Origin of the sequence: Pseudomonas pisciculturae (assembly GCF_015461805.1) — a bacterium.
GTDB lineage: Bacteria > Pseudomonadota > Gammaproteobacteria > Pseudomonadales > Pseudomonadaceae > Aquipseudomonas > Aquipseudomonas pisciculturae.
Genome location: NZ_JACVZE010000009.1, coordinates 15,709 through 35,164, shown reverse-complemented (window position 1 = coordinate 35,164; position 19,456 = coordinate 15,709). Strand labels below are relative to the sequence as shown.

Sequence of the window (19,456 nt, the reverse complement as noted above, 5' to 3'; positions counted from 1 at the left end):
GATCAACGGCAGAAAAGTGAACATTTCCTGAGAGAAGTGGCTGAAATAACGCAAAAACCGCCCAAATGAGGGCGGTTCTGCTTATCGTTTAGAGTCAGTTAAGCGATACACCCAGTGCCTTTGCGATTGCTTCTCCATAAGCCGAGTCGGCCTTGTAGAAGTGCTGCAATTGACGCTGAACCACGTCACTGGAAACACCGCTCATTGCCCCGGCGATGTTGCTGGTGAGCAAGGCTTTCTGCTCGTCACTCATCAGGCGGAACAGTGCGCCGGCGTGGCTGTAGTAGTCAGTGTCCTCGCGGTGATCGTAGCGATCAGCAGCGCCGCTAAGGGGCAAGGCAGGCTCGGCATACTGCGGTGCTTGCTTGGGTGCATCCGCGTAGCTATTTGGCTCGTAGTTGGGGGCGGCACCGCCGTTACTGCCGAATGCCATCGAACCGTCGCGCTGGTAGCTGTTCACCGGGTTGCGCGGCGCATTCACCGGCAATTGCTGGTGGTTGGTGCCAACGCGGTAGCGGTGGGCATCTGCATAAGCGAATACACGACCTTGCAGCATACGGTCCGGTGAGAGGCCGACGCCTGGAACCATATTGCTTGGGCCGAACGCAGCCTGCTCAACTTCAGCAAAGTAGTTCTGTGGATTGCGGTTGAGTTCAAGCTCGCCCACTTCGATCAACGGAAACTCCTTCTGCGACCAGGTTTTGGTCACGTCAAACGGGTTTTCGTAATGAGCGTTGGCCTGGGCCTCGGTCATGATCTGGATGCAGACACGCCATTTCGGGAAATCACCGCGCTCAATCGCACCGAACAGATCGCGCTGAGCGTAATCCGGATCGCTGCCTGCAAGACGTGCCGCCTCAGCTGGCGCCAAGTTCTTGATACCTTGTTTGGTTTTGTAGTGCCATTTCACCCAATGACGCTCGCCGCTGGCGTTGATCAGGCTGTAGGTGTGGCTACCGAAGCCGTGCATGTGGCGGTAGCCATCAGGGATGCCACGGTCAGAAAAAAGAATGGTGACCTGGTGCAGCGCCTCTGGAGAGTGCGACCAAAAGTCCCACATCATTTGCGCACTTTTCAGGTTGCTTTGCGGCAGGCGCTTCTGGGTGTGGATAAAGTCGGGGAATTTCAGCGGGTCACGGATGAAGAACACGGGGGTATTGTTGCCCACGATGTCCCAGTTACCCTCTTCAGTGTAGAACTTCAAGGCGAAGCCACGCGGGTCACGCTCGGTGTCCGCAGAACCACGCTCACCGCCTACGGTGGAGAAACGCAGAAACGTCGGAGTCTGCTTGCCAACAGAGGCAAATAGGTTAGCGCTGGTGTATTGGGTAATGTCTTTCGTCACCGTGAACGTACCGTACGCTCCCGAACCTTTAGCGTGCACACGGCGCTCAGGAATGTTTTCACGGTTGAAGTGAGCAAGCTTCTCGATCAGATGAAAATCGTCGAGCAGCAACGGGCCACGAGGGCCAGCGGAGCGGGAGTTCTGGTTGTCCGCAACGGGAGCACCGCTGGCGGTGGTAAGGATTTTATTCTGGCTCATGTGCGTATTCCTCAGGTCGGGCTTGGAACTGCCGGCTAATCGGCTTGGTGGAGAGTATTGATCATCAACATGACACCCACAAATTCATTAAATTGCAGGCTTCAATAGAAAATTACTACCAACAACTCCAGCATCCATAGTGCTGAGCACTACCTTGGGAAGCTTGTACAGATGGCGCTTTTATTACGCGCACAAAAAACCGGGCACAAGGCCCGGTTTTTCGTTGCAGACTGTCGTCTTACTCGGCGCTTACAGCTTCGCCGGCAGTAGCACGATCAACCAACTCGACGTACGCCATAGGCGCGTTGTCGCCAGCGCGGAAGCCGCACTTGAGGATGCGCAGGTAGCCACCCTCACGGGTAGCGTAACGCTTGCCCAGGTCGTTGAAGAGCTTACCAACGATAGCTTTCGAACGAGTACGGTCGAAAGCCAGACGGCGGTTAGCCAGGCTGTCTGTCTTGGCCAAAGTGATCAGCGGCTCAGCAACGCGACGCAGTTCTTTAGCTTTCGGCAGTGTAGTTTTGATCAGCTCGTGCTCGAACAGCGACACCGCCATGTTTTGAAACATGGCCTTGCGGTGCGAGCTGGTACGGCTCAGGTGACGACCACTTTTACGATGACGCATGGTTCATTCCTTACCAAACTCACGTTCGGTGATTACGACGATCAGGCAGTCGCCTTGTCGTCCTTCTTAAGACTTGCAGGCGGCCAGTTGTCGAGGCGCATGCCGAGGGACAGACCGCGGGAGGCCAGAACGTCCTTGATTTCAGTCAAGGATTTCTTGCCCAGGTTCGGAGTCTTCAACAGTTCTACTTCGGTACGCTGAATCAGGTCGCCGATGTAGTAAATGTTTTCCGCCTTAAGGCAGTTAGCCGAACGTACAGTCAGTTCCAGATCGTCAACCGGGCGAAGCAGGATCGGATCGATCTCGTCTTCCTGCTCGATTACCACTGGTTCGCTGTCACCTTTGAGGTCGACGAACGCAGCCAACTGCTGTTGCAGAATGGTTGCAGCGCGGCGAATAGCCTCTTCAGGATCCAGAGTACCGTTGGTTTCCAGATCAATAACCAGCTTGTCCAGGTTAGTACGCTGCTCGACACGGGCGTTTTCCACCACGTATGCGATACGGCGAACCGGGCTGAACGAAGAGTCAAGCTGCAAGCGACCAATGCTGCGGCTTTCGTCTTCATCGCTCTGACGCGAGTCGGCCGGTTCATAACCACGACCACGAGCTACGGTGAGCTTCATGTTCAGGGCGCCGTTAGACGCCAGGTTAGCGATTACGTGATCGGGGTTAACGATCTCGACATCATGATCCAGCTGAATATCGGCAGCGGTAACCACCCCCGAACCCTTCTTCGACAAGGTCAGCGTAACTTCGTCACGGCCGTGCAGCTTGATAGCCAGACCTTTAAGGTTCAACAGGATTTCAATTACGTCTTCCTGTACACCTTCGATGGCGCTGTACTCGTGGAGCACACCGTCAATCTCGGCCTCGACTACTGCACAGCCGGGCATTGAGGACAACAGGATGCGGCGCAGCGCGTTGCCCAGGGTGTGGCCAAAACCACGCTCGAGAGGCTCGAGAGTGATCTTGGCGCGGGTTGGACTGACAACCTGCACATCAATGTGGCGGGGTGTCAGGAACTCATTTACCGAAATCTGCATGGATGCACCTATTTTCTAGCCCTTACTTGGAGTAGAGCTCGACAATCAGGCTTTCGTTGATGTCGGCGGACAGATCACTGCGAGCAGGAACGTTCTTGAAAACGCCCGACTTCTTCTCAGTGTCTACTTCTACCCATTCTACGCGGCCACGTTGGGCACACAGATCGAGAGCTTGGACAATGCGAAGTTGGTTTTTTGCTTTCTCGCGAATCGCGACCACGTCACCAGCACGAACCTGGTAAGACGGGACGTTAACGGTTTGGCCGTTTACGCTTACGGATTTGTGCGATACCAGCTGACGGGATTCGGCACGAGTCGAACCAAAGCCCATACGGTATACAACGTTGTCCAGACGGCATTCGAGCAGTTGCAGCAGGTTTTCACCGGTTGCACCTTTTTTGCCAGCAGCTTCTTTGTAGTAGCCGCTGAACTGACGCTCGAGAACGCCGTAGATACGACGGACCTTCTGCTTTTCACGCAGTTGGGTGCCGTAGTCGGACTGGCGACCGCGGCGTTGGCCGTGGATACCAGGTGCTGCTTCAATGTTGCACTTCGATTCGATCGCGCGCACGCCGCTCTTCAGGAAGAGATCGGTGCCTTCGCGACGAGCGAGTTTGCATTTTGGACCAATGTAACGAGCCATTCTTTACAATCTCCTGGATTACACGCGGCGCTTCTTCGGCGGACGGCACCCGTTGTGCGGGATTGGCGTCACGTCGGTGATGCTGGCGATCTTATAGCCACAGCCGTTCAAAGCACGGACAGCAGACTCACGACCTGGACCTGGACCTTTGACGTTAACGTCGAGGTTTTTCAGGCCGTATTCCAGCGCAGCTTGACCAGCACGTTCAGCAGCTACTTGAGCAGCAAACGGGGTGGACTTGCGGGAACCGCGGAAACCCGAACCACCAGAGGTAGCCCAAGACAGCGCGTTACCTTGACGGTCGGTGATGGTCACGATTGTGTTGTTAAAAGATGCATGGATGTGGGCGATGCCATCAACCACTGTCTTTTTAACTTTTTTACGAGGACGAGCAGCAGGTTTTGCCATGATAATTTTCCTGTCGATTCGCTGGGGCGATTACTTGCGGATCGGCTTACGCGGACCTTTACGGGTACGCGCGTTAGTCTTGGTACGCTGACCGCGTACTGGAAGACCACGACGATGACGCAGACCGCGATAGCAACCGAGGTCCATCAAACGCTTGATTTTCATGTTGATTTCGCGACGCAGGTCACCTTCAGTGGTGAACTTCGCCACTTCGCCACGCAGCTGTTCAATCTGCTCGTCGCTCAGATCCTTGATCTTAGCGGCTGGGTTTACCCCAGCAACTGCGCAAATTTTCTGCGCAGTAGTGCGACCAACACCATAGATGTAGGTCAGCGAGATAACAGTGTGCTTGTTATCTGGAATGTTAACGCCTGCAATACGGGCCATTCAGTGGGACTCCAATTGACAGCTACCTACGCCCCGGAAGCCAAGAAATAGGGCGCGAGATAATATCGCTGTAATAACAAATAATCAACCCGGCAGCGCACTAGCTGCCGGGCTTCAAGCGGATCACACTCAGCCTTGGCGCTGTTTGTGACGCGGTTCCGCGCTGCAAATTACTCGAACAACACCTTCGCGGCGAATAATCTTGCAGTTACGGCACAGCTTTTTCACCGATGCACGAACTTTCATCACCAACTCCTCGAACCTTATGGGTACTCAGCGCAACATGCCGCTGCCGTAGCCCTTCAGGTTGGCTTTCTTCATCAGGGATTCGTACTGGTGCGAAACGAGGTGCGATTGTACTTGGGACATGAAGTCCATCACAACCACGACGACGATCAGCAACGAGGTCCCGCCAAGGTAGAACGGAACGTTTGCTGCAACCACCAGGAACTGGGGCAGCAAGCACACGGCCGTCATATATAGAGCACCGAACAGGGTCAAACGAGTCAGAACGCCATCAATGTAGCGCGCAGACTGCTCACCTGGACGGATGCCCGGAATAAAGGCACCGGACTTCTTCAGGTTTTCCGCTACGTCTTTCGGATTGAACATCAACGCCGTATAGAAGAAGCAGAAGAAAATAATCCCTGCACTAAACAGCAGAATATTCAACGGCTGACCAGGAGCGATCGACTGAGAGAGGTCCTGCAGCCAGCCCATATTTTCAGACTGACCAAACCAGGTACCCAACGAAGCCGGAAACAGCAAAATGCTGCTCGCGAAAATTGCCGGAATAACACCGGCCATATTCACTTTCAGCGGCAAGTGGCTGGTCTGCGCAGCGAAGACCTTACGGCCCTGCTGACGCTTGGCGTAGTGAACAGCAATTCGACGCTGGCCACGCTCAATGAACACCACAAAACCGATAATCGCTACTGCCAGCAAACCGATGGCAACCAGAGCGAAGATATTGATATCACCCTGACGTGCAGACTCGAAAGACTGCCCGATTGCTCTCGGAAGACCGGCGACGATACCTGCGAAAATCAACATCGAGATACCGTTACCAACACCACGCTCAGTAATCTGCTCACCCAGCCACATCATGAACATCGCACCAGCCACAAACGTGGATACCGCGACGAAATGGAAGCCAAAGTCACCAGTGAACGCAACGCCCTGCCCTGCCAGACCAACGGACATGCCGATAGCTTGGACCAAGGCGAGGACGACAGTGCCGTAGCGGGTGTACTGGCTAATCTTGCGACGGCCAGCTTCACCTTCCTTCTTCAACTGCTCCAGCTGCGGGCTGACGGCGGTCATCAGTTGCATGATAATCGATGCCGAAATGTACGGCATGATCCCCAGTGCAAAGATGCTCATCCGTTCCAGCGCGCCGCCGGAAAACATGTTGAACAAGCTAAGAATGGTCCCCTCATTCTGTCGAAACAGGTCTGCGAGTCGGTCCGGGTTGATACCTGGAACCGGGATGTGTGCGCCTATTCGGTAGACGATAATCGCCAGGAACAGAAAACGCAGACGAGCCCAAAGTTCAGACATACCGCCTTTGCCGAGCGCTGAGAGAGCACCTTGCTTAGCCATTTATTCCTCGAACTTGCCGCCAGCTGCTTCGATAGCCGAACGCGCACCTTTGGTGGCGCCGATTCCCTTGCCGATAGTGACAGCGCGAGTCACTTCACCGGACAGCATGATTTTCACACGCTGTACGTTGACGTTGATCACGTTGGCATCTTTCAGGGTCTGCACAGTAACGATGTCGCCTTCCACTTTAGCCAGCTCGGACAGACGCACTTCTGCGCGATCCATGGCTTTCAGGGAAACGAAACCGAACTTAGGCAGGCGACGATGCAGCGGCTGTTGACCGCCTTCAAAGCCTGGAGCGATGGTGCCACCGGAACGGGAGGTTTGACCTTTGTGGCCACGGCCACCAGTCTTACCCAAACCGCTACCGATACCACGGCCCGGACGATGCTTTTCGCGACGGGAACCCGGCGCTGGACTCAGATCATTGAGTTTCATCGATTAACCCTCTACACGCAGCATGTAGTAAGCCTTGTTGATCATCCCGCGATTCTCGGGAGTATCCAGGACTTCTACAGTGTGACCGATGCGACGCAGACCCAAACCTTTAACACACAGTTTGTGGTTAGGGATGCGGCCGGTCATGCTTTTGATCAGCGTTACTTTAACGGTAGCCATGATCAGAAGATCTCCTTGACAGTCAGACCACGCTTAGCAGCGATGGACTCAGGAGATTGCATAGCTTTCAAACCTTTGAAAGTGGCGTGAACCACGTTTACCGGGTTAGTCGAGCCGTAGCACTTGGCCAGAACGTTCTGAACACCAGCAACTTCGAGGACAGCACGCATAGCGCCGCCAGCGATGATACCGGTACCTTCAGAAGCAGGCTGCATGTACACCTTCGAAGCGCCATGGGCGGACTTCATTGCGTACTGCAGCGTGGTGCCGTTCAGATCAACTTGGATCATGTTGCGACGAGCAGCTTCCATTGCCTTCTGGATCGCAGCAGGCACTTCACGCGACTTGCCACGGCCGAAGCCAACACGGCCTTTACCATCACCAACCACGGTCAACGCGGTGAAAGTGAAGATACGGCCGCCTTTAACGGTTTTGGCTACGCGGTTAACTTGAACCAGCTTCTCAATGTAGCCTTCGTCGCGCTTTTGGTCGTTATTTGACATAACTTAGAACTCCAGCCCAGCTTCACGAGCAGCATCAGCCAGCGCTTTCACGCGACCGTGGTACTTGAAGCCAGAGCGGTCGAAAGCCACTTGCGAGACGCCGGCGGCCTTAGCACGCGTAGCGACCAGCTGGCCAACCTTAGTGGCCGCGTCGATGTTGCCAGTGGCACCATCACGCAGTTCTTTATCCAAAGTCGAGGCGCTTGCCAGGACTTTGTTGCCGTCGGCCGAGATGACCTGGGCGTAGATGTGCTGCGACGAGCGGAACACGCAGAGACGCACGACTTCGAGTTCGTGCATTTTCAGGCGTGCTTTGCGAGCGCGACGCAGTCGAGTAACTTTTTTGTCGGTCATTTGCTATGCCCTACTTCTTCTTGGCTTCTTTACGACGGACGACTTCGTCCGCGTAGCGCACACCTTTGCCTTTGTACGGCTCTGGTGGACGGAAGTCGCGGATCTCAGCGGCCACTTGACCTACCAGCTGCTTATCGATGCCCTTGATCAGGATATCGGTCTGGCTAGGGGTCTCAGCGGTGATGCCTTCCGGCAGTTCGTAATCCACTGGGTGCGAGAAGCCAAGGGCCAGGTTCAAAACCGTGCCTTTTGCTTGCGCTTTGTAACCAACACCGACCAGCTGGAGCTTACGCTCGAAGCCTTGGCTTACGCCTTGGACCATGTTGTTTACCAACGCACGCGTGGTACCGGCCATTGCGCGAGTTTGTTGATCGCCATTGCGAGCAGCGAAACGCAGCTCACCAGCTTCTTCAACGATCTCAACGGACGAATGGATGTTCAGTTCAAGAGTACCCTTGGCACCCTTCACCGAAAGCTGTTGGCCTGCGAATTTGACTTCGACACCGGCTGGCAGCTTAACGGGGTTCTTAGCGACGCGAGACATGCTTATCCCCCCTTAGAACACAGTGCAAAGAACTTCGCCGCCGACACCGGCAGCGCGCGCAGCACGATCCGTCATCACACCTTTGTTGGTGGAGACGATAGACACGCCCAGACCGCCACGAACTTTCGGCAGATCTTCAGCGGACTTGTACTGACGCAGGCCTGGACGGCTAACGCGCTTCACTTCCTCGATGACCGAACGGCCTTCGAAGTACTTCAGCTCGATGGACAGCAGTGGTTTGATTTCGCTGCTGATCTGATAACCCGCAATGTAGCCTTCGTCTTTCAGGACTTTGGCAACAGCTACCTTCAACTTGGAAGATGGCATGCTCACGACGGACTTTTCAGCCATCTGGGCATTACGGATACGAGTTAGCATGTCCGCTAACGGGTCCTGCATACTCATGGGCTAGACGCTCCTAATACAAAAAAATTAGCCTTGCGGCTACATATTGTCGCCGAGAATCTCCGCGTAAAAAACACGGGCTCAGGCGAGCCGCGTATTTTAGACACACTCCGGAAATGAAACAAGCCCCAAAAGGGGCTTGTTCCAGATTCAAGGTCACCGGCGGTCGTTATATTGCGATCCCAACCACCTGGACGCTGAAAGTACTTACCAGCTGGCTTTAACCAGACCCGGTACGTCACCACGCATTGCCGCTTCACGCAACTTGTTACGGCCAAGGCCGAACTTGCGGTAAACGCCGTGTGGACGACCAGTCAGGCGGCAGCGGTTACGCATGCGCGCAGCGCTTGCGTCACGTGGCTGCTTCTGCAGTGCAACTGTAGCTTCCCAACGCGCTTCTGGACTTGCGTTCAGATCAACGATGATTGCTTTCAGTGCTGCACGCTTCTTGGCGTACTTGGCAACCGTGAGCTGACGCTTCAGCTCGCGGTTTTTCATGCTCATCTTGGCCATGGTCCTACTCCAATCAGTTGCGGAACGGGAATTTGAAAGCACGCAACAGGGCGCGACCTTCATCATCGTTCTTGGCAGTGGTGGTCAGGGTGATGTCCAGACCGCGGAGAGCATCGATCTTGTCGTAGTCGATTTCCGGGAAGATGATCTGCTCTTTCACGCCCATGCTGTAGTTACCACGACCATCGAAGGACTTGGCATTCAGGCCGCGGAAGTCGCGAACCCGAGGCAGGGAGATCGACAGCAGACGATCCAGGAATTCGTACATACGCTCACGGCGCAGGGTCACTTTGACGCCGATCGGCCAACCTTCACGGACTTTAAAGCCAGCGATGGATTTGCGAGCGTAGGTCACAACGACTTTCTGGCCGGTGATCTTTTCCAGGTCAGCAACAGCGTGCTCGATGACTTTTTTGTCGCCGATCGCTTCGCCCAGACCCATGTTCAGGGTGATTTTGGTAACGCGCGGAACTTCCATCACGTTCCCAAGCTTAAGTTCTTCCTTAAGCTTAGGGGCGATTTCCTTCCGGTAAATCTCTTGTAGTCGTGCCATGGTCTAATCTACCTAGCAGTGTTCAAGCATCAACCGCTTTTTGGGTCGACTTGAAGACACGAATTTTCTTACCGTCTTCTACTTTGAAACCAACGCGGTCAGCCTTGTTGGTTTCGCCGTTGAAGATGGCGACGTTAGAAGCATCCAGCGGAGCTTCTTTCTCGACGATACCGCCCTGCACGCCCGACATCGGGTTAGGCTTGGTATGACGCTTAACCAGGTTCAGACCACCGATAACCAGACGGTTATTAGCGAGAACCTTAAGCACCTTACCGCGCTTACCTTTGTCTTTGCCGGCGATCACGATGATCTCGTCGTCACGACGAATCTTTTGCATGTCGGATCTCCTTACAGCACTTCTGGGGCGAGCGAGACGATCTTCATGAACTTCTCAGTACGAAGTTCACGGGTCACTGGCCCAAAGATACGGGTGCCGATCGGCTCTTGCTTGTTGTTCAGAAGAACAGCAGCGTTGCCATCAAAGCGGATAATGGAGCCATCAGCACGGCGAACGCCGTGACGAGTGCGGACTACAACAGCAGTCATCACTTGGCCTTTTTTCACTTTACCGCGAGGAATTGCTTCCTTGACGGTAACTTTGATGATGTCACCGATACCAGCGTAACGACGATGGGAGCCACCCAGCACCTTGATGCACATAACACGGCGAGCGCCGCTGTTATCGGCCACATCGAGCATGGATTGAGTCTGAATCATATAATTTCTCCGACCCCTAGTCCTTAGACTTCCACAGCGCGTTCGAGAACATCAACCAGTGCCCAAGACTTAGTCTTGGCCAGCGGACGAGTTTCACGAATAGTGACTTTGTCGCCGATGTGGCACTGATTGGTTTCGTCGTGCGCGTGCAGCTTAGTCGAACGCTTAACATATTTACCGTAGATCGGGTGCTTAACGCGACGCTCGATCAAAACGGTGATGGTTTTGTCCATCTTGTCGCTGACAACACGGCCAGTCAGCGTACGGACAGTCTTTTCGGCTTCAGCCATGATCACTTACCTGCCTGCTGGTTGAGCACAGTCTTCACGCGAGCGATGTCACGCTTAACTTGCGAGAGCAGATGAGACTGCCCCAACTGGCCAGTTGCTTTCTGCATACGCAGATTGAACTGGTCGCGCAGCAGGCCGAGCAGTTGCTCGTTCAGCTGCTGTGCGGATTTTTCACGAAGTTCATTCGCTTTCATCACATCACCGTCCGTTTAACAAAGGCGGTGGCGAGCGGCAGCTTTGCAGCAGCCAGGGCAAAAGCCTCACGCGCCAGCTCTTCAGTTACACCCTCGATTTCATACAGGACTTTGCCTGGCTGAATCTGGGCTACCCAGTATTCCACGTTACCCTTACCTTTACCCATCCGAACCTCGAGAGGTTTTTTGGAGATCGGCTTGTCCGGGAATACACGGATCCAGATCTTGCCGCCACGTTTTACGTGACGGGTCAGAGCACGACGCGCTGACTCGATCTGACGAGCGGTGAGACGACCACGAGCTACAGACTTCAGCGCGAACTCGCCGAAGCTGACTTTGCTACCGCGCTGAGCCAGACCACGGTTGTGGCCTGTCATCTGCTTGCGGAACTTCGTACGCTTTGGTTGCAACATTTGGCGTACCCCTTACTTAGCAGCTTTTTTACGAGGCGCTGGTGCTTGTGGTTTCAGTTCTTCTTGGCGACCACCAATTACTTCGCCTTTGAAGATCCAAACCTTTACACCGATCACACCGTAAGTGGTGTGAGCTTCGTAGTTGGCATAGTCGATGTCGGCACGCAGGGTGTGCAGTGGCACACGACCTTCGCGATACCATTCAGTACGTGCGATTTCAGCACCGCCGAGACGACCGCTCACTTGGATTTTGATGCCTTTGGCACCAATGCGCATGGCGTTCTGTACGGCGCGCTTCATAGCACGACGGAACATTACGCGACGCTCCAGCTGCTGAGCTACGCTCTGCGCAACCAGCATACCGTCGAGCTCCGGCTTACGGATCTCTTCGATATTGATGTGCACAGGCACACCCATTTGCTTGGTCAGGTCCTGACGCAGTTTCTCAACATCTTCACCTTTCTTCCCGATAACGATACCTGGACGAGCGGTGTGGATGGTGATACGTGCAGTTTGTGCCGGACGATGGATATCGATACGGCTTACGGACGCGCTTTTTAGTTTGTCTTGGAGATACTCACGCACCTTCAGATCAGCGAACAAGTAGTCCGCATAAGTCCGACCGTCTGCGTACCAGACGGAGGTGTGCTCCTTGACGATTCCCAGGCGAATGCCAATGGGATGTACTTTCTGACCCATCTCTTCGACTCCGTTACTTGTCAGCAACCTTGACAGTGATATGGCAAGACCGCTTGACGATGCGATCAGCACGGCCTTTGGCACGTGGCATGATGCGCTTCAGCGAACGCCCTTCGTTGACGAAAACGGTGCTGACCTTCAGGTCATCAACGTCTGCGCCTTCGTTATGCTCGGCGTTGGCTACGGCCGACTCCAGCACTTTCTTCATGATCTCGGCGGCTTTCTTACTGCTGAAAGCCAACAGGTTGAGCGCTTCGCCCACCTTCTTCCCGCGGATCTGGTCGGCGACCAAGCGGGCTTTCTGGGCGGAGATTCGAGCGCCCGACAACTTAGCGGCTACTTCCATTTCCTAACCCCTTAACGCTTGGCTTTCTTGTCTGCCACGTGCCCACGATAAGTGCGGGTACCGGCAAACTCGCCCAGTTTGTGGCCGACCATGTCTTCGTTAACGAGAACTGGGACGTGTTGACGACCGTTGTGTACTGCGATGGTCAGACCGACCATTTGTGGCAGGATCATCGAACGACGCGACCAGGTTTTAACTGGTTTGCGATCGTTCTTTTCCGCCGCCACTTCGATCTTCTTCAGTAGGTGAAGATCAATAAAAGGACCTTTTTTCAGAGAACGTGGCACTGTCGTATCCCTCTATTTACTTGCGACGACGGACGATCATTTTGTCGGTACGCTTATTACCACGAGTCTTCGCGCCCTTAGTCGGGAAGCCCCATGGCGATACCGGATGACGACCACCAGAGGTACGACCTTCACCACCACCGTGTGGGTGGTCAACCGGGTTCATGGCAACACCACGAACGGTTGGGCGAACGCCACGCCAGCGTTTGGCACCAGCTTTACCCAGCGAACGCAGGCTGTGCTCGGAGTTCGAGACTTCGCCCAGGGTCGCGCGGCATTCAGCCAGCACTTTACGCATCTCACCAGAACGCAGACGCAGGGTCACGTAGACACCTTCACGAGCGATCAGCTGAGCCGAAGCACCAGCGGAACGAGCGATTTGCGCGCCTTTACCTGGCTTCAATTCGATGCCGTGTACGGTGCTACCAACTGGAATGTTACGCAGTTGCAGAGCGTTGCCCGGCTTGATCGGTGCCAAAGCACCTGCGATCAGCTGGTCGCCAGCGCTCACGCCTTTAGGGGCGATGATGTAGCGACGCTCGCCATCTGCGTACAGCAGCAGAGCGATGTGAGCAGTACGGTTTGGATCGTATTCGATACGCTCGACAGTGGCAGAGATGCCATCTTTGTCGTTGCGACGGAAGTCGACCAGACGATAATGCTGCTTATGGCCACCACCAATGTGACGAGTGGTAATACGACCATTATTGTTACGACCACCAGTCTTCGATTTTTTCTCGAGCAGCGGTGCGTGAGGAGCGCCTTTATGCAGCTCCTGGTTGACCACCTTGACCACAAAACGGCGGCCAGGGGAAGTCGGTTTGCATTTAACGATTGCCATGATGCACCCCTTCCTTACTCAGCACTGCTGCTGAAATCGAGATCTTGGCCTGGCTGAAGGGAGATAACTGCCTTCTTCCAGTCATTACGCTTGCCCAGACCGCGAGCAGTGCGCTTGCTCTTACCCAGAACATTCAGGGTAGTAACACGCTCTACTTTCACGCTGAACAGGCTTTCGACGGCCTTCTTGATTTCCAGCTTGGTTGCGTCAGTTGCAACCTTGAAAACGAACTGGCCTTTCTTGTCAGCCAGAACCGTAGCCTTTTCGGAAACGTGCGGGCCAAGCAGAACTTTAAATACGCGTTCCTGGTTCATCCCAGCAGCTCCTCGAATTTCTTCACGGCCGACACGGTGATCAACACCTTGTCGTATGCGATCAGACTAACTGGATCGGAACCTTGCACGTCACGTACATCAACGTGTGGCAGGTTACGAGCAGCCAGGTACAGGTTCTGATCAACAGCTTCAGACACGATCAAAACGTCGGTCAGGCTCATGTTGTTCAGTTTGCCCAGCAGATCTTTGGTCTTTGGACTTTCAACAGCGAAGTCTTGAACCACGACCAGACGATCAGTACGCACGAGTTCAGCAAGGATGGAGCGCAGTGCTGCGCGATACATCTTCTTGTTGAGCTTCTGAGAGTGATCCTGTGGACGAGCTGCGAAAGTGGTACCGCCGCCACGCCAGATTGGGCTACGGATAGTACCGGCACGAGCACGGCCAGTGCCTTTCTGACGCCAAGGGCGCTTACCGCCACCACGTACGTCGGAACGGGTCTTTTGCTGCTTGCTACCTTGACGGCCGCCGGCCATGTAGGCCACGACTGCTTGGTGAACCAGCGTCTCGTTGAATTCGCCGCCAAATGTCAGTTCGGAAACTTCGATCGCTTGAGCGTCATTTACATTTAATTGCATGTCAGCTTCCCCTTAACCGCGAGCCTTGGCCGCTGGACGTACAACCAGGTTGCCGCCAGTAGCGCCAGGAACAGCACCCTTGACCAACAACAGATTGCGTTCAGCGTCGACGCGCACTACTTCGAGGGACTGCACGGTCACGCGCTCAGCGCCCATATGACCGGACATTTTTTTGCCCTTGAATACACGACCAGGAGTCTGGCACTGGCCAATAGAGCCCGGGACGCGGTGGGAAACGGAGTTACCGTGAGTGTTGTCTTGGCCACGGAAATTCCAACGCTTGATCGTACCCTGGAAGCCTTTACCTTTGGACTGACCGGTTACATCAACCAGTTGACCAGCGGCGAAGATTTCAGCGTTGATCAGATCGCCAGCCTGGTAGTCGCCATCTTCAAGACGGAACTCCATAACAGTACGACCAGCTGCAACGTTTGCTTTAGCGAAGTGACCCGCTTGAGCAGCAGTCACACGCGAAGCACGACGCTCGCCGACAGTGACTTGCACTGCACGATAGCCATCGGTTTCTTCAGTTTTGAACTGGGTGACGCGATTCGGTTCGATCTCAATGACCGTGACCGGAATGGAGACACCTTCTTCGGTGAAAATACGGGTCATACCGCATTTACGACCGACTACACCAATAGTCATGTTGTAAACCTCATGAGTGTACGGGGCTTTCACCCGCTATGGCCGCCCATTTCAGAGCGTTACACGACTAAGACCCAAGTCTTAGCCGAGGCTGATCTGTACTTCCACACCGGCCGCCAGATCAAGCTTCATAAGTGCATCAACGGTTTTATCCGTTGGCTGGACGATGTCCAGTACGCGCTTATGAGTACGGATCTCGTACTGGTCACGCGCGTCTTTGTTGACGTGCGGGGAGACCAGAACGGTGAACCGCTCTTTACGGGTAGGCAGTGGAATTGGACCACGCACTTGTGCACCAGTACGTTTCGCGGTTTCCACGATTTCCTGGGTGGATTGGTCGATCAGGCGATGGTCAAAAGCCTTCAACCTGATACGGATTTGCTGATTTTGCATTGGATTTCAGACTCCGGCTGCTATTCCCAGCGAGCGCAATACGCCCGTTAAAAGGAGGCGCAATTCTATAGACGCCCCAGATAGGTGTCAACCCAATAAAAAAAGCCCCCGCTAGGCGGAGGCTTTTTTCAAGTCATCACTTATTAAGCGATGATTTTGGCTACGACGCCAGCGCCGACGGTACGACCGCCTTCACGAATAGCGAAACGCAGACCATCTTCCATTGCGATGGTTTTGATCAGGGTGACAACCATTTTGATGTTGTCGCCTGGCATTACCATTTCAACGCCTTCCGGCAGTTCGCAGTTACCGGTCACGTCAGTGGTCCGGAAGTAGAACTGTGGACGGTAGCCTTTGAAGAACGGAGTGTGACGACCGCCTTCTTCTTTGCTCAACACGTACACTTCAGCTTCGAAGGTAGTGTGCGGCTTAACCGAGCCTGGCTTAACCAGAACCTGGCCACGCTCAACGTCGTCACGCTTGGTACCACGCAGCAGAACGCCGCAGTTCTCGCCTGCACGACCTTCGTCGAGCAGCTTACGGAACATTTCAACACCGGTGCAGGTGGTGACGGTGGTGTCACGCAGACCAACGATTTCCAGCGGGTCTTGAACGCGAACGATACCGCGCTCGATACGACCAGTCACAACAGTACCGCGACCGGAGATCGAGAACACGTCTTCGATTGGCATCAGGAATGGCTTGTCGATAACACGAACTGGATCTGGGATGTAGCTGTCCAGAGTCTCTACCAGTTTACGAACGGACGTGGTGCCCATTTCGTTGTCATCTTTGCCTTCCAGAGCCATACGAGCGGAACCGATGATGATCGGAGTGTCGTCGCCTGGGAAGTCGTAAGTGCTCAGCAGATCGCGCACTTCCATCTCAACCAGTTCCAGCAGCTCAGCGTCGTCTACCAGGTCAGCCTTGTTCAGGTAAACCACGATGTACGGAACGCCAACCTGGCGGGACAGCAGGATGTGCTCACGGGTTTGTGGCATCGGACCATCAGCGGCCGAGCAAACCAGGATCGCGCCGTCCATCTGGGCAGCACCGGTGATCATGTTCTTCACATAGTCAGCGTGACCTGGGCAGTCAACGTGAGCGTAGTGACGGATCAGCGAGTTGTATTCAACGTGCGCGGTGTTGATGGTGATACCACGAGCTTTCTCTTCTGGTGCGCTGTCGATTTTATCGAAATCAACGATTGCGGAACCGAAAACTTCGGAGCAAACGCGAGTCAGAGCAGCAGTCAGAGTGGTTTTACCGTGGTCAACGTGACCGATGGTGCCAACGTTGACGTGCGGTAGGGAACGATCAAATTTTTCTTTAGCCACGACAATTAACTCCTTGCCTAAAGGACTGAATCAGCCTTGTTTTTTGGATACAGTTTCAGCGATGTGCGCCGGAGCTGTGTTGTATTTTTTGAATTCCATAGAGTAGCTTGCGCGACCCTGGGACATGGAGCGAACGTCGGTCGCATAACCGAACATCTCACCCAACGGAACCTCGGCGCGAATCACTTTGCCGGAAACCGTGTCTTCCATACCCAAGATCATGCCGCGACGACGGTTAAGGTCGCCCATGACATCACCCATATAGTCTTCAGGTGTAACAACTTCTACCGCCATGATTGGCTCAAGCAACTCACCACCGCCCTTCTGGGCCAGTTGCTTGGTTGCCATGGAGGCAGCCACCTTAAACGCCATCTCGTTGGAGTCGACGTCGTGGTAAGAACCGTCAAAAACGGTTGCTTTCAGGCCGATCAGCGGATAGCCGGCAACAACGCCGTTCTTCATCTGCTCTTCGATACCCTTCTGGATAGCAGGGATGTATTCCTTAGGAACAACACCACCTACTACTTCGTTCACGAATTGCAGACCTTCCTGACCTTCGTCAGCAGGAGCAAAACGGATCCAGCAGTGACCGAACTGACCACGACCGCCGGACTGACGAACGAACTTGCCTTCGATTTCACAGTTCTTCGTGATGCGCTCACGATAGGAAACCTGAGGCTTACCGATGTTGGCTTCGACGTTGAACTCTCGGCGCATCCGGTCAACCAGGATGTCCAGGTGCAACTCGCCCATGCCGGAGATGATCGTTTGACCAGTCTCTTCATCAGTTTTAACGCGGAAAGATGGATCTTCCTGAGCAAGCTTGCCCAGAGCGATACCCATTTTTTCCTGGTCATCCTTGGTCTTAGGCTCTACGGCAACCGAAATAACCGGCTCCGGGAAGTCCATGCGAACCAGGATGATTGGCTTGGCAGCGTCGCACAAGGTTTCACCAGTGGTGACGTCCTTCATGCCGATCAGGGCCGCGATGTCACCAGCGCGTACTTCCTTGATCTCTTCGCGGGCGTTTGCGTGCATCTGCACCATACGGCCCACACGCTCTTTCTTGCCTTTAACCGAGTTGATCACGCCGTCGCCGGATGCCAACACGCCCGAGTAAACGCGGACGAAGGTCAAAGTACCCACGAATGGGTCGGTAGCGATCTTGAACGCCAGAGCCGAGAACGGCTCGCTGTCGTCAGCATGACGCTCCATCTCTTCTTCTTCGTTATCAGGGTTGGAACCCTTGATAGCTGGAATGTCGGTTGGAGCCGGCAGGTAGTCGATAACGGCGTCGAGAACCAGGGGAACACCCTTGTTCTTGAAGGAAGAACCGCAAACAGCCAAGACGATCTCACCAGCGATAGTACGCTGACGCAGAGCGGCCTTGATTTCCACGTTGGTGAGCTCTTCACCTTCGAGGTATTTGTTCATCAGCTCTTCGCTGGCTTCGGCAGCAGCCTCAACCATGTTGTTGCGCCACTCGTCAGCCAGTTCCTGAAGCTCTTCAGGGATAGGCTTACGAACAGGAACCATACCTTTGTCGGAATCATTCCAGTAGACCGCTTCCATGGTGATCAGATCGATCTGACCCTGGAAGTTATCTTCGGAACCGATAGCCAATTGGATTGGCACCGGGGTGTGACCCAGACGCTGCTTGATCTGACCGATCACGCGCAGGAAGTTGGCACCAGCACGGTCCATCTTGTTTACGTAAACAAGACGTGGAACGCCGTATTTGTTGGCTTGACGCCATACGGTTTCCGACTGAGGCTCAACACCCGAGGTACCGCAGAACACAACGACAGCGCCGTCGAGTACGCGCAGGGAACGTTCAACTTCAATGGTGAAGTCTACGTGGCCCGGGGTATCGATTACGTTGAAGCGATGCTCGTCTTTGTACTGCTTCTCGGAACCTTTCCAGAAGGCGGTAATAGCAGCAGAAGTAATGGTAATACCACGCTCCTGCTCCTGAACCATCCAGTCTGTGGTCGCGGCGCCGTCATGCACCTCGCCCATTTTGTGACTTTTGCCGGTGTAAAACAGTACGCGCTCAGTGGTGGTGGTTTTACCAGCATCCACGTGAGCAACGATACCGATGTTACGGTAGCGGCTAATCGGAGTAGTACGAGCCATAAAGCCCTCGCAAAATTAGTGAAGCTAAGATTAGAAGCGGTAGTGCGAGAAAGCTTTGTTAGCTTCAGCCATACGGTGCACGTCTTCACGCTTCTTAACAGCAGCACCTTTACCTTCAGCAGCGTCCAACAGTTCGCCAGCCAAACGCAGAGCCATAGACTTCTCGCCACGCTTACGGGCGAAGTCTACCAACCAGCGCATTGCCAGAGCGTTACGACGGGACGGGCGAACTTCAACCGGAACCTGGTAAGTAGCACCGCCTACACGGCGCGACTTCACTTCGACCAGCGGAGCGATGGCGTCGAGAGCTTTCTCGAAGATTTCCAGGGGGTCGCTGTTCTTGCGTTCTTTAACCTTTTCCAGCGCGCCATAAACGATACGCTCGGCAACGGCTTTCTTGCCGCTTTCCATCACGTGGTTCATGAACTTGGCCAGGATTTGGCTTCCGTATTTTGGATCGTCAAGCACTTCGCGCTTGGCTGCTACGCGTCTTCTTGGCAT

Annotated in this window: 32 protein-coding genes; all 32 read right to left on the bottom strand. The window is 54.4% G+C overall.

Features of this window, described 5'->3' with window-relative positions:
• Positions 1-94 precede the first annotated feature (94 nt).
• The 32 genes from ICY20_RS22595 to rpsG all read right to left on the bottom strand — a co-directional run bounded on the left by ICY20_RS22595 (position 95) and on the right by rpsG (position 19,456).
• Positions 95-1,543 carry a catalase gene (locus tag ICY20_RS22595; protein ID WP_194938638.1) on the bottom strand — a complete coding sequence of 483 codons (1,449 nt, stop codon included), beginning with the start codon at positions 1,541-1,543 and terminating at the stop codon, positions 95-97.
• Between the two features lie 238 nt (positions 1,544-1,781).
• The gene (gene rplQ, locus ICY20_RS22590) at positions 1,782-2,168 is read right to left on the bottom strand and encodes a 50S ribosomal protein L17 (protein WP_003176402.1); all 387 of its coding nucleotides are present in this window, start codon (positions 2,166-2,168) and stop codon (positions 1,782-1,784) included.
• A gap of 41 nt (positions 2,169-2,209) precedes the next feature.
• Positions 2,210-3,211, bottom strand: coding sequence for a DNA-directed RNA polymerase subunit alpha (locus tag ICY20_RS22585; protein ID WP_003176403.1), 1,002 nt, complete (start codon positions 3,209-3,211; stop codon positions 2,210-2,212).
• Between the two features lie 22 nt (positions 3,212-3,233).
• Entirely contained in the window at positions 3,234-3,854 is a 621-nt protein-coding gene (gene rpsD, locus ICY20_RS22580; protein ID WP_003210056.1) for a 30S ribosomal protein S4, read from the bottom strand.
• An 18-nt stretch (positions 3,855-3,872) separates the two neighbouring features.
• A complete protein-coding gene (rpsK, locus tag ICY20_RS22575; protein WP_002555466.1) occupies positions 3,873-4,262 on the bottom strand; it encodes a 30S ribosomal protein S11 in 390 nt (129 codons plus the stop codon).
• 30 nt (positions 4,263-4,292) lie between these two features.
• Positions 4,293-4,649, bottom strand: a complete 357-nt coding sequence (gene rpsM, locus ICY20_RS22570; RefSeq protein WP_003194635.1) for a 30S ribosomal protein S13 — start codon at positions 4,647-4,649, stop codon at positions 4,293-4,295.
• A gap of 129 nt (positions 4,650-4,778) precedes the next feature.
• The gene (rpmJ, locus tag ICY20_RS22565; protein ID WP_002555468.1) at positions 4,779-4,895 is read right to left on the bottom strand and encodes a 50S ribosomal protein L36; all 117 of its coding nucleotides are present in this window, start codon (positions 4,893-4,895) and stop codon (positions 4,779-4,781) included.
• A gap of 27 nt (positions 4,896-4,922) precedes the next feature.
• The gene (secY, locus tag ICY20_RS22560) at positions 4,923-6,251 is read right to left on the bottom strand and encodes a preprotein translocase subunit SecY (protein ID WP_003194637.1); all 1,329 of its coding nucleotides are present in this window, start codon (positions 6,249-6,251) and stop codon (positions 4,923-4,925) included.
• On the bottom strand, positions 6,252-6,689 hold the full coding sequence (gene rplO, locus ICY20_RS22555) for a 50S ribosomal protein L15 (RefSeq protein ID WP_003176407.1): 438 nt from the start codon (positions 6,687-6,689) through the stop codon (positions 6,252-6,254). It abuts the gene before it with no gap.
• A gap of 3 nt (positions 6,690-6,692) precedes the next feature.
• Complete coding sequence (rpmD, locus tag ICY20_RS22550) at positions 6,693-6,869, bottom strand: 50S ribosomal protein L30 (protein ID WP_003186033.1); 177 nt, start codon at positions 6,867-6,869, stop codon at positions 6,693-6,695.
• A 2-nt stretch (positions 6,870-6,871) separates the two neighbouring features.
• Entirely contained in the window at positions 6,872-7,372 is a 501-nt protein-coding gene (rpsE, locus tag ICY20_RS22545; RefSeq protein WP_003176409.1) for a 30S ribosomal protein S5, read from the bottom strand.
• Between the two features lie 3 nt (positions 7,373-7,375).
• Positions 7,376-7,726, bottom strand: coding sequence for a 50S ribosomal protein L18 (gene rplR / locus ICY20_RS22540; protein WP_003186037.1), 351 nt, complete (start codon positions 7,724-7,726; stop codon positions 7,376-7,378).
• A gap of 10 nt (positions 7,727-7,736) precedes the next feature.
• Positions 7,737-8,270: a 50S ribosomal protein L6 gene (gene rplF / locus ICY20_RS22535; protein ID WP_003176412.1), complete on the bottom strand. Its 534-nt coding sequence runs from the start codon at positions 8,268-8,270 to the stop codon at positions 7,737-7,739.
• 12 nt (positions 8,271-8,282) lie between these two features.
• Positions 8,283-8,675 carry a 30S ribosomal protein S8 gene (gene rpsH / locus ICY20_RS22530; RefSeq protein WP_003176413.1) on the bottom strand — a complete coding sequence of 131 codons (393 nt, stop codon included), beginning with the start codon at positions 8,673-8,675 and terminating at the stop codon, positions 8,283-8,285.
• A 207-nt stretch (positions 8,676-8,882) separates the two neighbouring features.
• Positions 8,883-9,188: a 30S ribosomal protein S14 gene (gene rpsN / locus ICY20_RS22525; protein WP_159955817.1), complete on the bottom strand. Its 306-nt coding sequence runs from the start codon at positions 9,186-9,188 to the stop codon at positions 8,883-8,885.
• 13 nt (positions 9,189-9,201) lie between these two features.
• Positions 9,202-9,741, bottom strand: a complete 540-nt coding sequence (rplE, locus tag ICY20_RS22520; protein WP_003194642.1) for a 50S ribosomal protein L5 — start codon at positions 9,739-9,741, stop codon at positions 9,202-9,204.
• 22 nt (positions 9,742-9,763) lie between these two features.
• The gene (gene rplX, locus ICY20_RS22515; protein WP_003176416.1) at positions 9,764-10,078 is read right to left on the bottom strand and encodes a 50S ribosomal protein L24; all 315 of its coding nucleotides are present in this window, start codon (positions 10,076-10,078) and stop codon (positions 9,764-9,766) included.
• A gap of 11 nt (positions 10,079-10,089) precedes the next feature.
• Positions 10,090-10,458 (bottom strand): 50S ribosomal protein L14, encoded by a 369-nt coding sequence (gene rplN, locus ICY20_RS22510; protein ID WP_002555479.1) that lies wholly within the window; start codon positions 10,456-10,458, stop codon positions 10,090-10,092.
• A 23-nt stretch (positions 10,459-10,481) separates the two neighbouring features.
• Positions 10,482-10,748: a 30S ribosomal protein S17 gene (gene rpsQ / locus ICY20_RS22505; protein WP_003176419.1), complete on the bottom strand. Its 267-nt coding sequence runs from the start codon at positions 10,746-10,748 to the stop codon at positions 10,482-10,484.
• 2 nt (positions 10,749-10,750) lie between these two features.
• The gene (gene rpmC, locus ICY20_RS22500; protein ID WP_002555481.1) at positions 10,751-10,942 is read right to left on the bottom strand and encodes a 50S ribosomal protein L29; all 192 of its coding nucleotides are present in this window, start codon (positions 10,940-10,942) and stop codon (positions 10,751-10,753) included.
• A complete protein-coding gene (gene rplP, locus ICY20_RS22495) occupies positions 10,942-11,355 on the bottom strand; it encodes a 50S ribosomal protein L16 (RefSeq protein WP_003232424.1) in 414 nt (137 codons plus the stop codon). Before rplP ends, rpmC begins: the two co-directional genes overlap by 1 nt.
• 12 nt (positions 11,356-11,367) lie before the next feature.
• The gene (gene rpsC / locus ICY20_RS22490; RefSeq protein WP_003176422.1) at positions 11,368-12,054 is read right to left on the bottom strand and encodes a 30S ribosomal protein S3; all 687 of its coding nucleotides are present in this window, start codon (positions 12,052-12,054) and stop codon (positions 11,368-11,370) included.
• A 13-nt stretch (positions 12,055-12,067) separates the two neighbouring features.
• Positions 12,068-12,400 (bottom strand): 50S ribosomal protein L22, encoded by a 333-nt coding sequence (gene rplV, locus ICY20_RS22485; protein ID WP_003103908.1) that lies wholly within the window; start codon positions 12,398-12,400, stop codon positions 12,068-12,070.
• Positions 12,401-12,411: 11 nt separating this feature from the next.
• The gene (gene rpsS, locus ICY20_RS22480) at positions 12,412-12,687 is read right to left on the bottom strand and encodes a 30S ribosomal protein S19 (protein ID WP_002555486.1); all 276 of its coding nucleotides are present in this window, start codon (positions 12,685-12,687) and stop codon (positions 12,412-12,414) included.
• A gap of 16 nt (positions 12,688-12,703) precedes the next feature.
• The gene (gene rplB, locus ICY20_RS22475) at positions 12,704-13,528 is read right to left on the bottom strand and encodes a 50S ribosomal protein L2 (RefSeq protein WP_003176423.1); all 825 of its coding nucleotides are present in this window, start codon (positions 13,526-13,528) and stop codon (positions 12,704-12,706) included.
• Positions 13,529-13,542: 14 nt separating this feature from the next.
• Positions 13,543-13,842, bottom strand: a complete 300-nt coding sequence (rplW, locus tag ICY20_RS22470) for a 50S ribosomal protein L23 (protein ID WP_002555488.1) — start codon at positions 13,840-13,842, stop codon at positions 13,543-13,545.
• Positions 13,839-14,441: a 50S ribosomal protein L4 gene (rplD, locus tag ICY20_RS22465; protein ID WP_003176424.1), complete on the bottom strand. Its 603-nt coding sequence runs from the start codon at positions 14,439-14,441 to the stop codon at positions 13,839-13,841. The genes rplW and rplD overlap by 4 nt, the downstream gene beginning before the upstream one ends.
• 12 nt (positions 14,442-14,453) lie before the next feature.
• Positions 14,454-15,089 carry a 50S ribosomal protein L3 gene (gene rplC / locus ICY20_RS22460; RefSeq protein WP_003194649.1) on the bottom strand — a complete coding sequence of 212 codons (636 nt, stop codon included), beginning with the start codon at positions 15,087-15,089 and terminating at the stop codon, positions 14,454-14,456.
• Between the two features lie 81 nt (positions 15,090-15,170).
• Positions 15,171-15,482 (bottom strand): 30S ribosomal protein S10, encoded by a 312-nt coding sequence (rpsJ, locus tag ICY20_RS22455; protein ID WP_003186070.1) that lies wholly within the window; start codon positions 15,480-15,482, stop codon positions 15,171-15,173.
• 143 nt (positions 15,483-15,625) lie between these two features.
• Positions 15,626-16,819, bottom strand: coding sequence for an elongation factor Tu (tuf, locus tag ICY20_RS22450; RefSeq protein WP_122486024.1), 1,194 nt, complete (start codon positions 16,817-16,819; stop codon positions 15,626-15,628).
• A 30-nt stretch (positions 16,820-16,849) separates the two neighbouring features.
• The gene (gene fusA, locus ICY20_RS22445) at positions 16,850-18,955 is read right to left on the bottom strand and encodes an elongation factor G (RefSeq protein WP_122486023.1); all 2,106 of its coding nucleotides are present in this window, start codon (positions 18,953-18,955) and stop codon (positions 16,850-16,852) included.
• Positions 18,956-18,985: 30 nt separating this feature from the next.
• On the bottom strand, positions 18,986-19,456 hold the full coding sequence (gene rpsG / locus ICY20_RS22440; protein WP_002555493.1) for a 30S ribosomal protein S7: 471 nt from the start codon (positions 19,454-19,456) through the stop codon (positions 18,986-18,988).

What these genes read in the sequence shown, in the direction of transcription:
- ICY20_RS22595 (WP_194938638.1), bottom strand. Translation starts at nt 1,543, where the DNA reads ATGAGCCAGAATAAAATCCTTACCACCGCCAGCGGTGCTCCCGTTGCG.
- rplQ (WP_003176402.1), bottom strand. Translation starts at nt 2,168, where the DNA reads ATGCGTCATCGTAAAAGTGGTCGTCACCTGAGCCGTACCAGCTCGCAC.
- ICY20_RS22585 (WP_003176403.1), bottom strand. Translation starts at nt 3,211, where the DNA reads ATGCAGATTTCGGTAAATGAGTTCCTGACACCCCGCCACATTGATGTG.
- rpsD (WP_003210056.1), bottom strand. Translation starts at nt 3,854, where the DNA reads ATGGCTCGTTACATTGGTCCAAAATGCAAACTCGCTCGTCGCGAAGGC.
- rpsK (WP_002555466.1), bottom strand. Translation starts at nt 4,262, where the DNA reads ATGGCAAAACCTGCTGCTCGTCCTCGTAAAAAAGTTAAAAAGACAGTG.
- rpsM (WP_003194635.1), bottom strand. Translation starts at nt 4,649, where the DNA reads ATGGCCCGTATTGCAGGCGTTAACATTCCAGATAACAAGCACACTGTT.
- rpmJ (WP_002555468.1), bottom strand. Translation starts at nt 4,895, where the DNA reads ATGAAAGTTCGTGCATCGGTGAAAAAGCTGTGCCGTAACTGCAAGATT.
- secY (WP_003194637.1), bottom strand. Translation starts at nt 6,251, where the DNA reads ATGGCTAAGCAAGGTGCTCTCTCAGCGCTCGGCAAAGGCGGTATGTCT.
- rplO (WP_003176407.1), bottom strand. Translation starts at nt 6,689, where the DNA reads ATGAAACTCAATGATCTGAGTCCAGCGCCGGGTTCCCGTCGCGAAAAG.
- rpmD (WP_003186033.1), bottom strand. Translation starts at nt 6,869, where the DNA reads ATGGCTACCGTTAAAGTAACGCTGATCAAAAGCATGACCGGCCGCATC.
- rpsE (WP_003176409.1), bottom strand. Translation starts at nt 7,372, where the DNA reads ATGTCAAATAACGACCAAAAGCGCGACGAAGGCTACATTGAGAAGCTG.
- rplR (WP_003186037.1), bottom strand. Translation starts at nt 7,726, where the DNA reads ATGACCGACAAAAAAGTTACTCGACTGCGTCGCGCTCGCAAAGCACGC.
- rplF (WP_003176412.1), bottom strand. Translation starts at nt 8,270, where the DNA reads ATGTCTCGCGTCGCTAAGAACCCCGTTAAGCTGCCAGCCGGTGTCGAA.
- rpsH (WP_003176413.1), bottom strand. Translation starts at nt 8,675, where the DNA reads ATGAGTATGCAGGACCCGTTAGCGGACATGCTAACTCGTATCCGTAAT.
- rpsN (WP_159955817.1), bottom strand. Translation starts at nt 9,188, where the DNA reads ATGGCCAAGATGAGCATGAAAAACCGCGAGCTGAAGCGTCAGCTCACG.
- rplE (WP_003194642.1), bottom strand. Translation starts at nt 9,741, where the DNA reads ATGGCACGACTACAAGAGATTTACCGGAAGGAAATCGCCCCTAAGCTT.
- rplX (WP_003176416.1), bottom strand. Translation starts at nt 10,078, where the DNA reads ATGCAAAAGATTCGTCGTGACGACGAGATCATCGTGATCGCCGGCAAA.
- rplN (WP_002555479.1), bottom strand. Translation starts at nt 10,458, where the DNA reads ATGATTCAGACTCAATCCATGCTCGATGTGGCCGATAACAGCGGCGCT.
- rpsQ (WP_003176419.1), bottom strand. Translation starts at nt 10,748, where the DNA reads ATGGCTGAAGCCGAAAAGACTGTCCGTACGCTGACTGGCCGTGTTGTC.
- rpmC (WP_002555481.1), bottom strand. Translation starts at nt 10,942, where the DNA reads ATGAAAGCGAATGAACTTCGTGAAAAATCCGCACAGCAGCTGAACGAG.
- rplP (WP_003232424.1), bottom strand. Translation starts at nt 11,355, where the DNA reads ATGTTGCAACCAAAGCGTACGAAGTTCCGCAAGCAGATGACAGGCCAC.
- rpsC (WP_003176422.1), bottom strand. Translation starts at nt 12,054, where the DNA reads ATGGGTCAGAAAGTACATCCCATTGGCATTCGCCTGGGAATCGTCAAG.
- rplV (WP_003103908.1), bottom strand. Translation starts at nt 12,400, where the DNA reads ATGGAAGTAGCCGCTAAGTTGTCGGGCGCTCGAATCTCCGCCCAGAAA.
- rplB (WP_003176423.1), bottom strand. Translation starts at nt 13,528, where the DNA reads ATGGCAATCGTTAAATGCAAACCGACTTCCCCTGGCCGCCGTTTTGTG.
- rplW (WP_002555488.1), bottom strand. Translation starts at nt 13,842, where the DNA reads ATGAACCAGGAACGCGTATTTAAAGTTCTGCTTGGCCCGCACGTTTCC.
- rplD (WP_003176424.1), bottom strand. Translation starts at nt 14,441, where the DNA reads ATGCAATTAAATGTAAATGACGCTCAAGCGATCGAAGTTTCCGAACTG.
- rplC (WP_003194649.1), bottom strand. Translation starts at nt 15,089, where the DNA reads ATGACTATTGGTGTAGTCGGTCGTAAATGCGGTATGACCCGTATTTTC.
- rpsJ (WP_003186070.1), bottom strand. Translation starts at nt 15,482, where the DNA reads ATGCAAAATCAGCAAATCCGTATCAGGTTGAAGGCTTTTGACCATCGC.
- fusA (WP_122486023.1), bottom strand. Translation starts at nt 18,955, where the DNA reads ATGGCTCGTACTACTCCGATTAGCCGCTACCGTAACATCGGTATCGTT.
- rpsG (WP_002555493.1), bottom strand. Translation starts at nt 19,456, where the DNA reads ATGCCAAGAAGACGCGTAGCAGCCAAGCGCGAAGTGCTTGACGATCCA.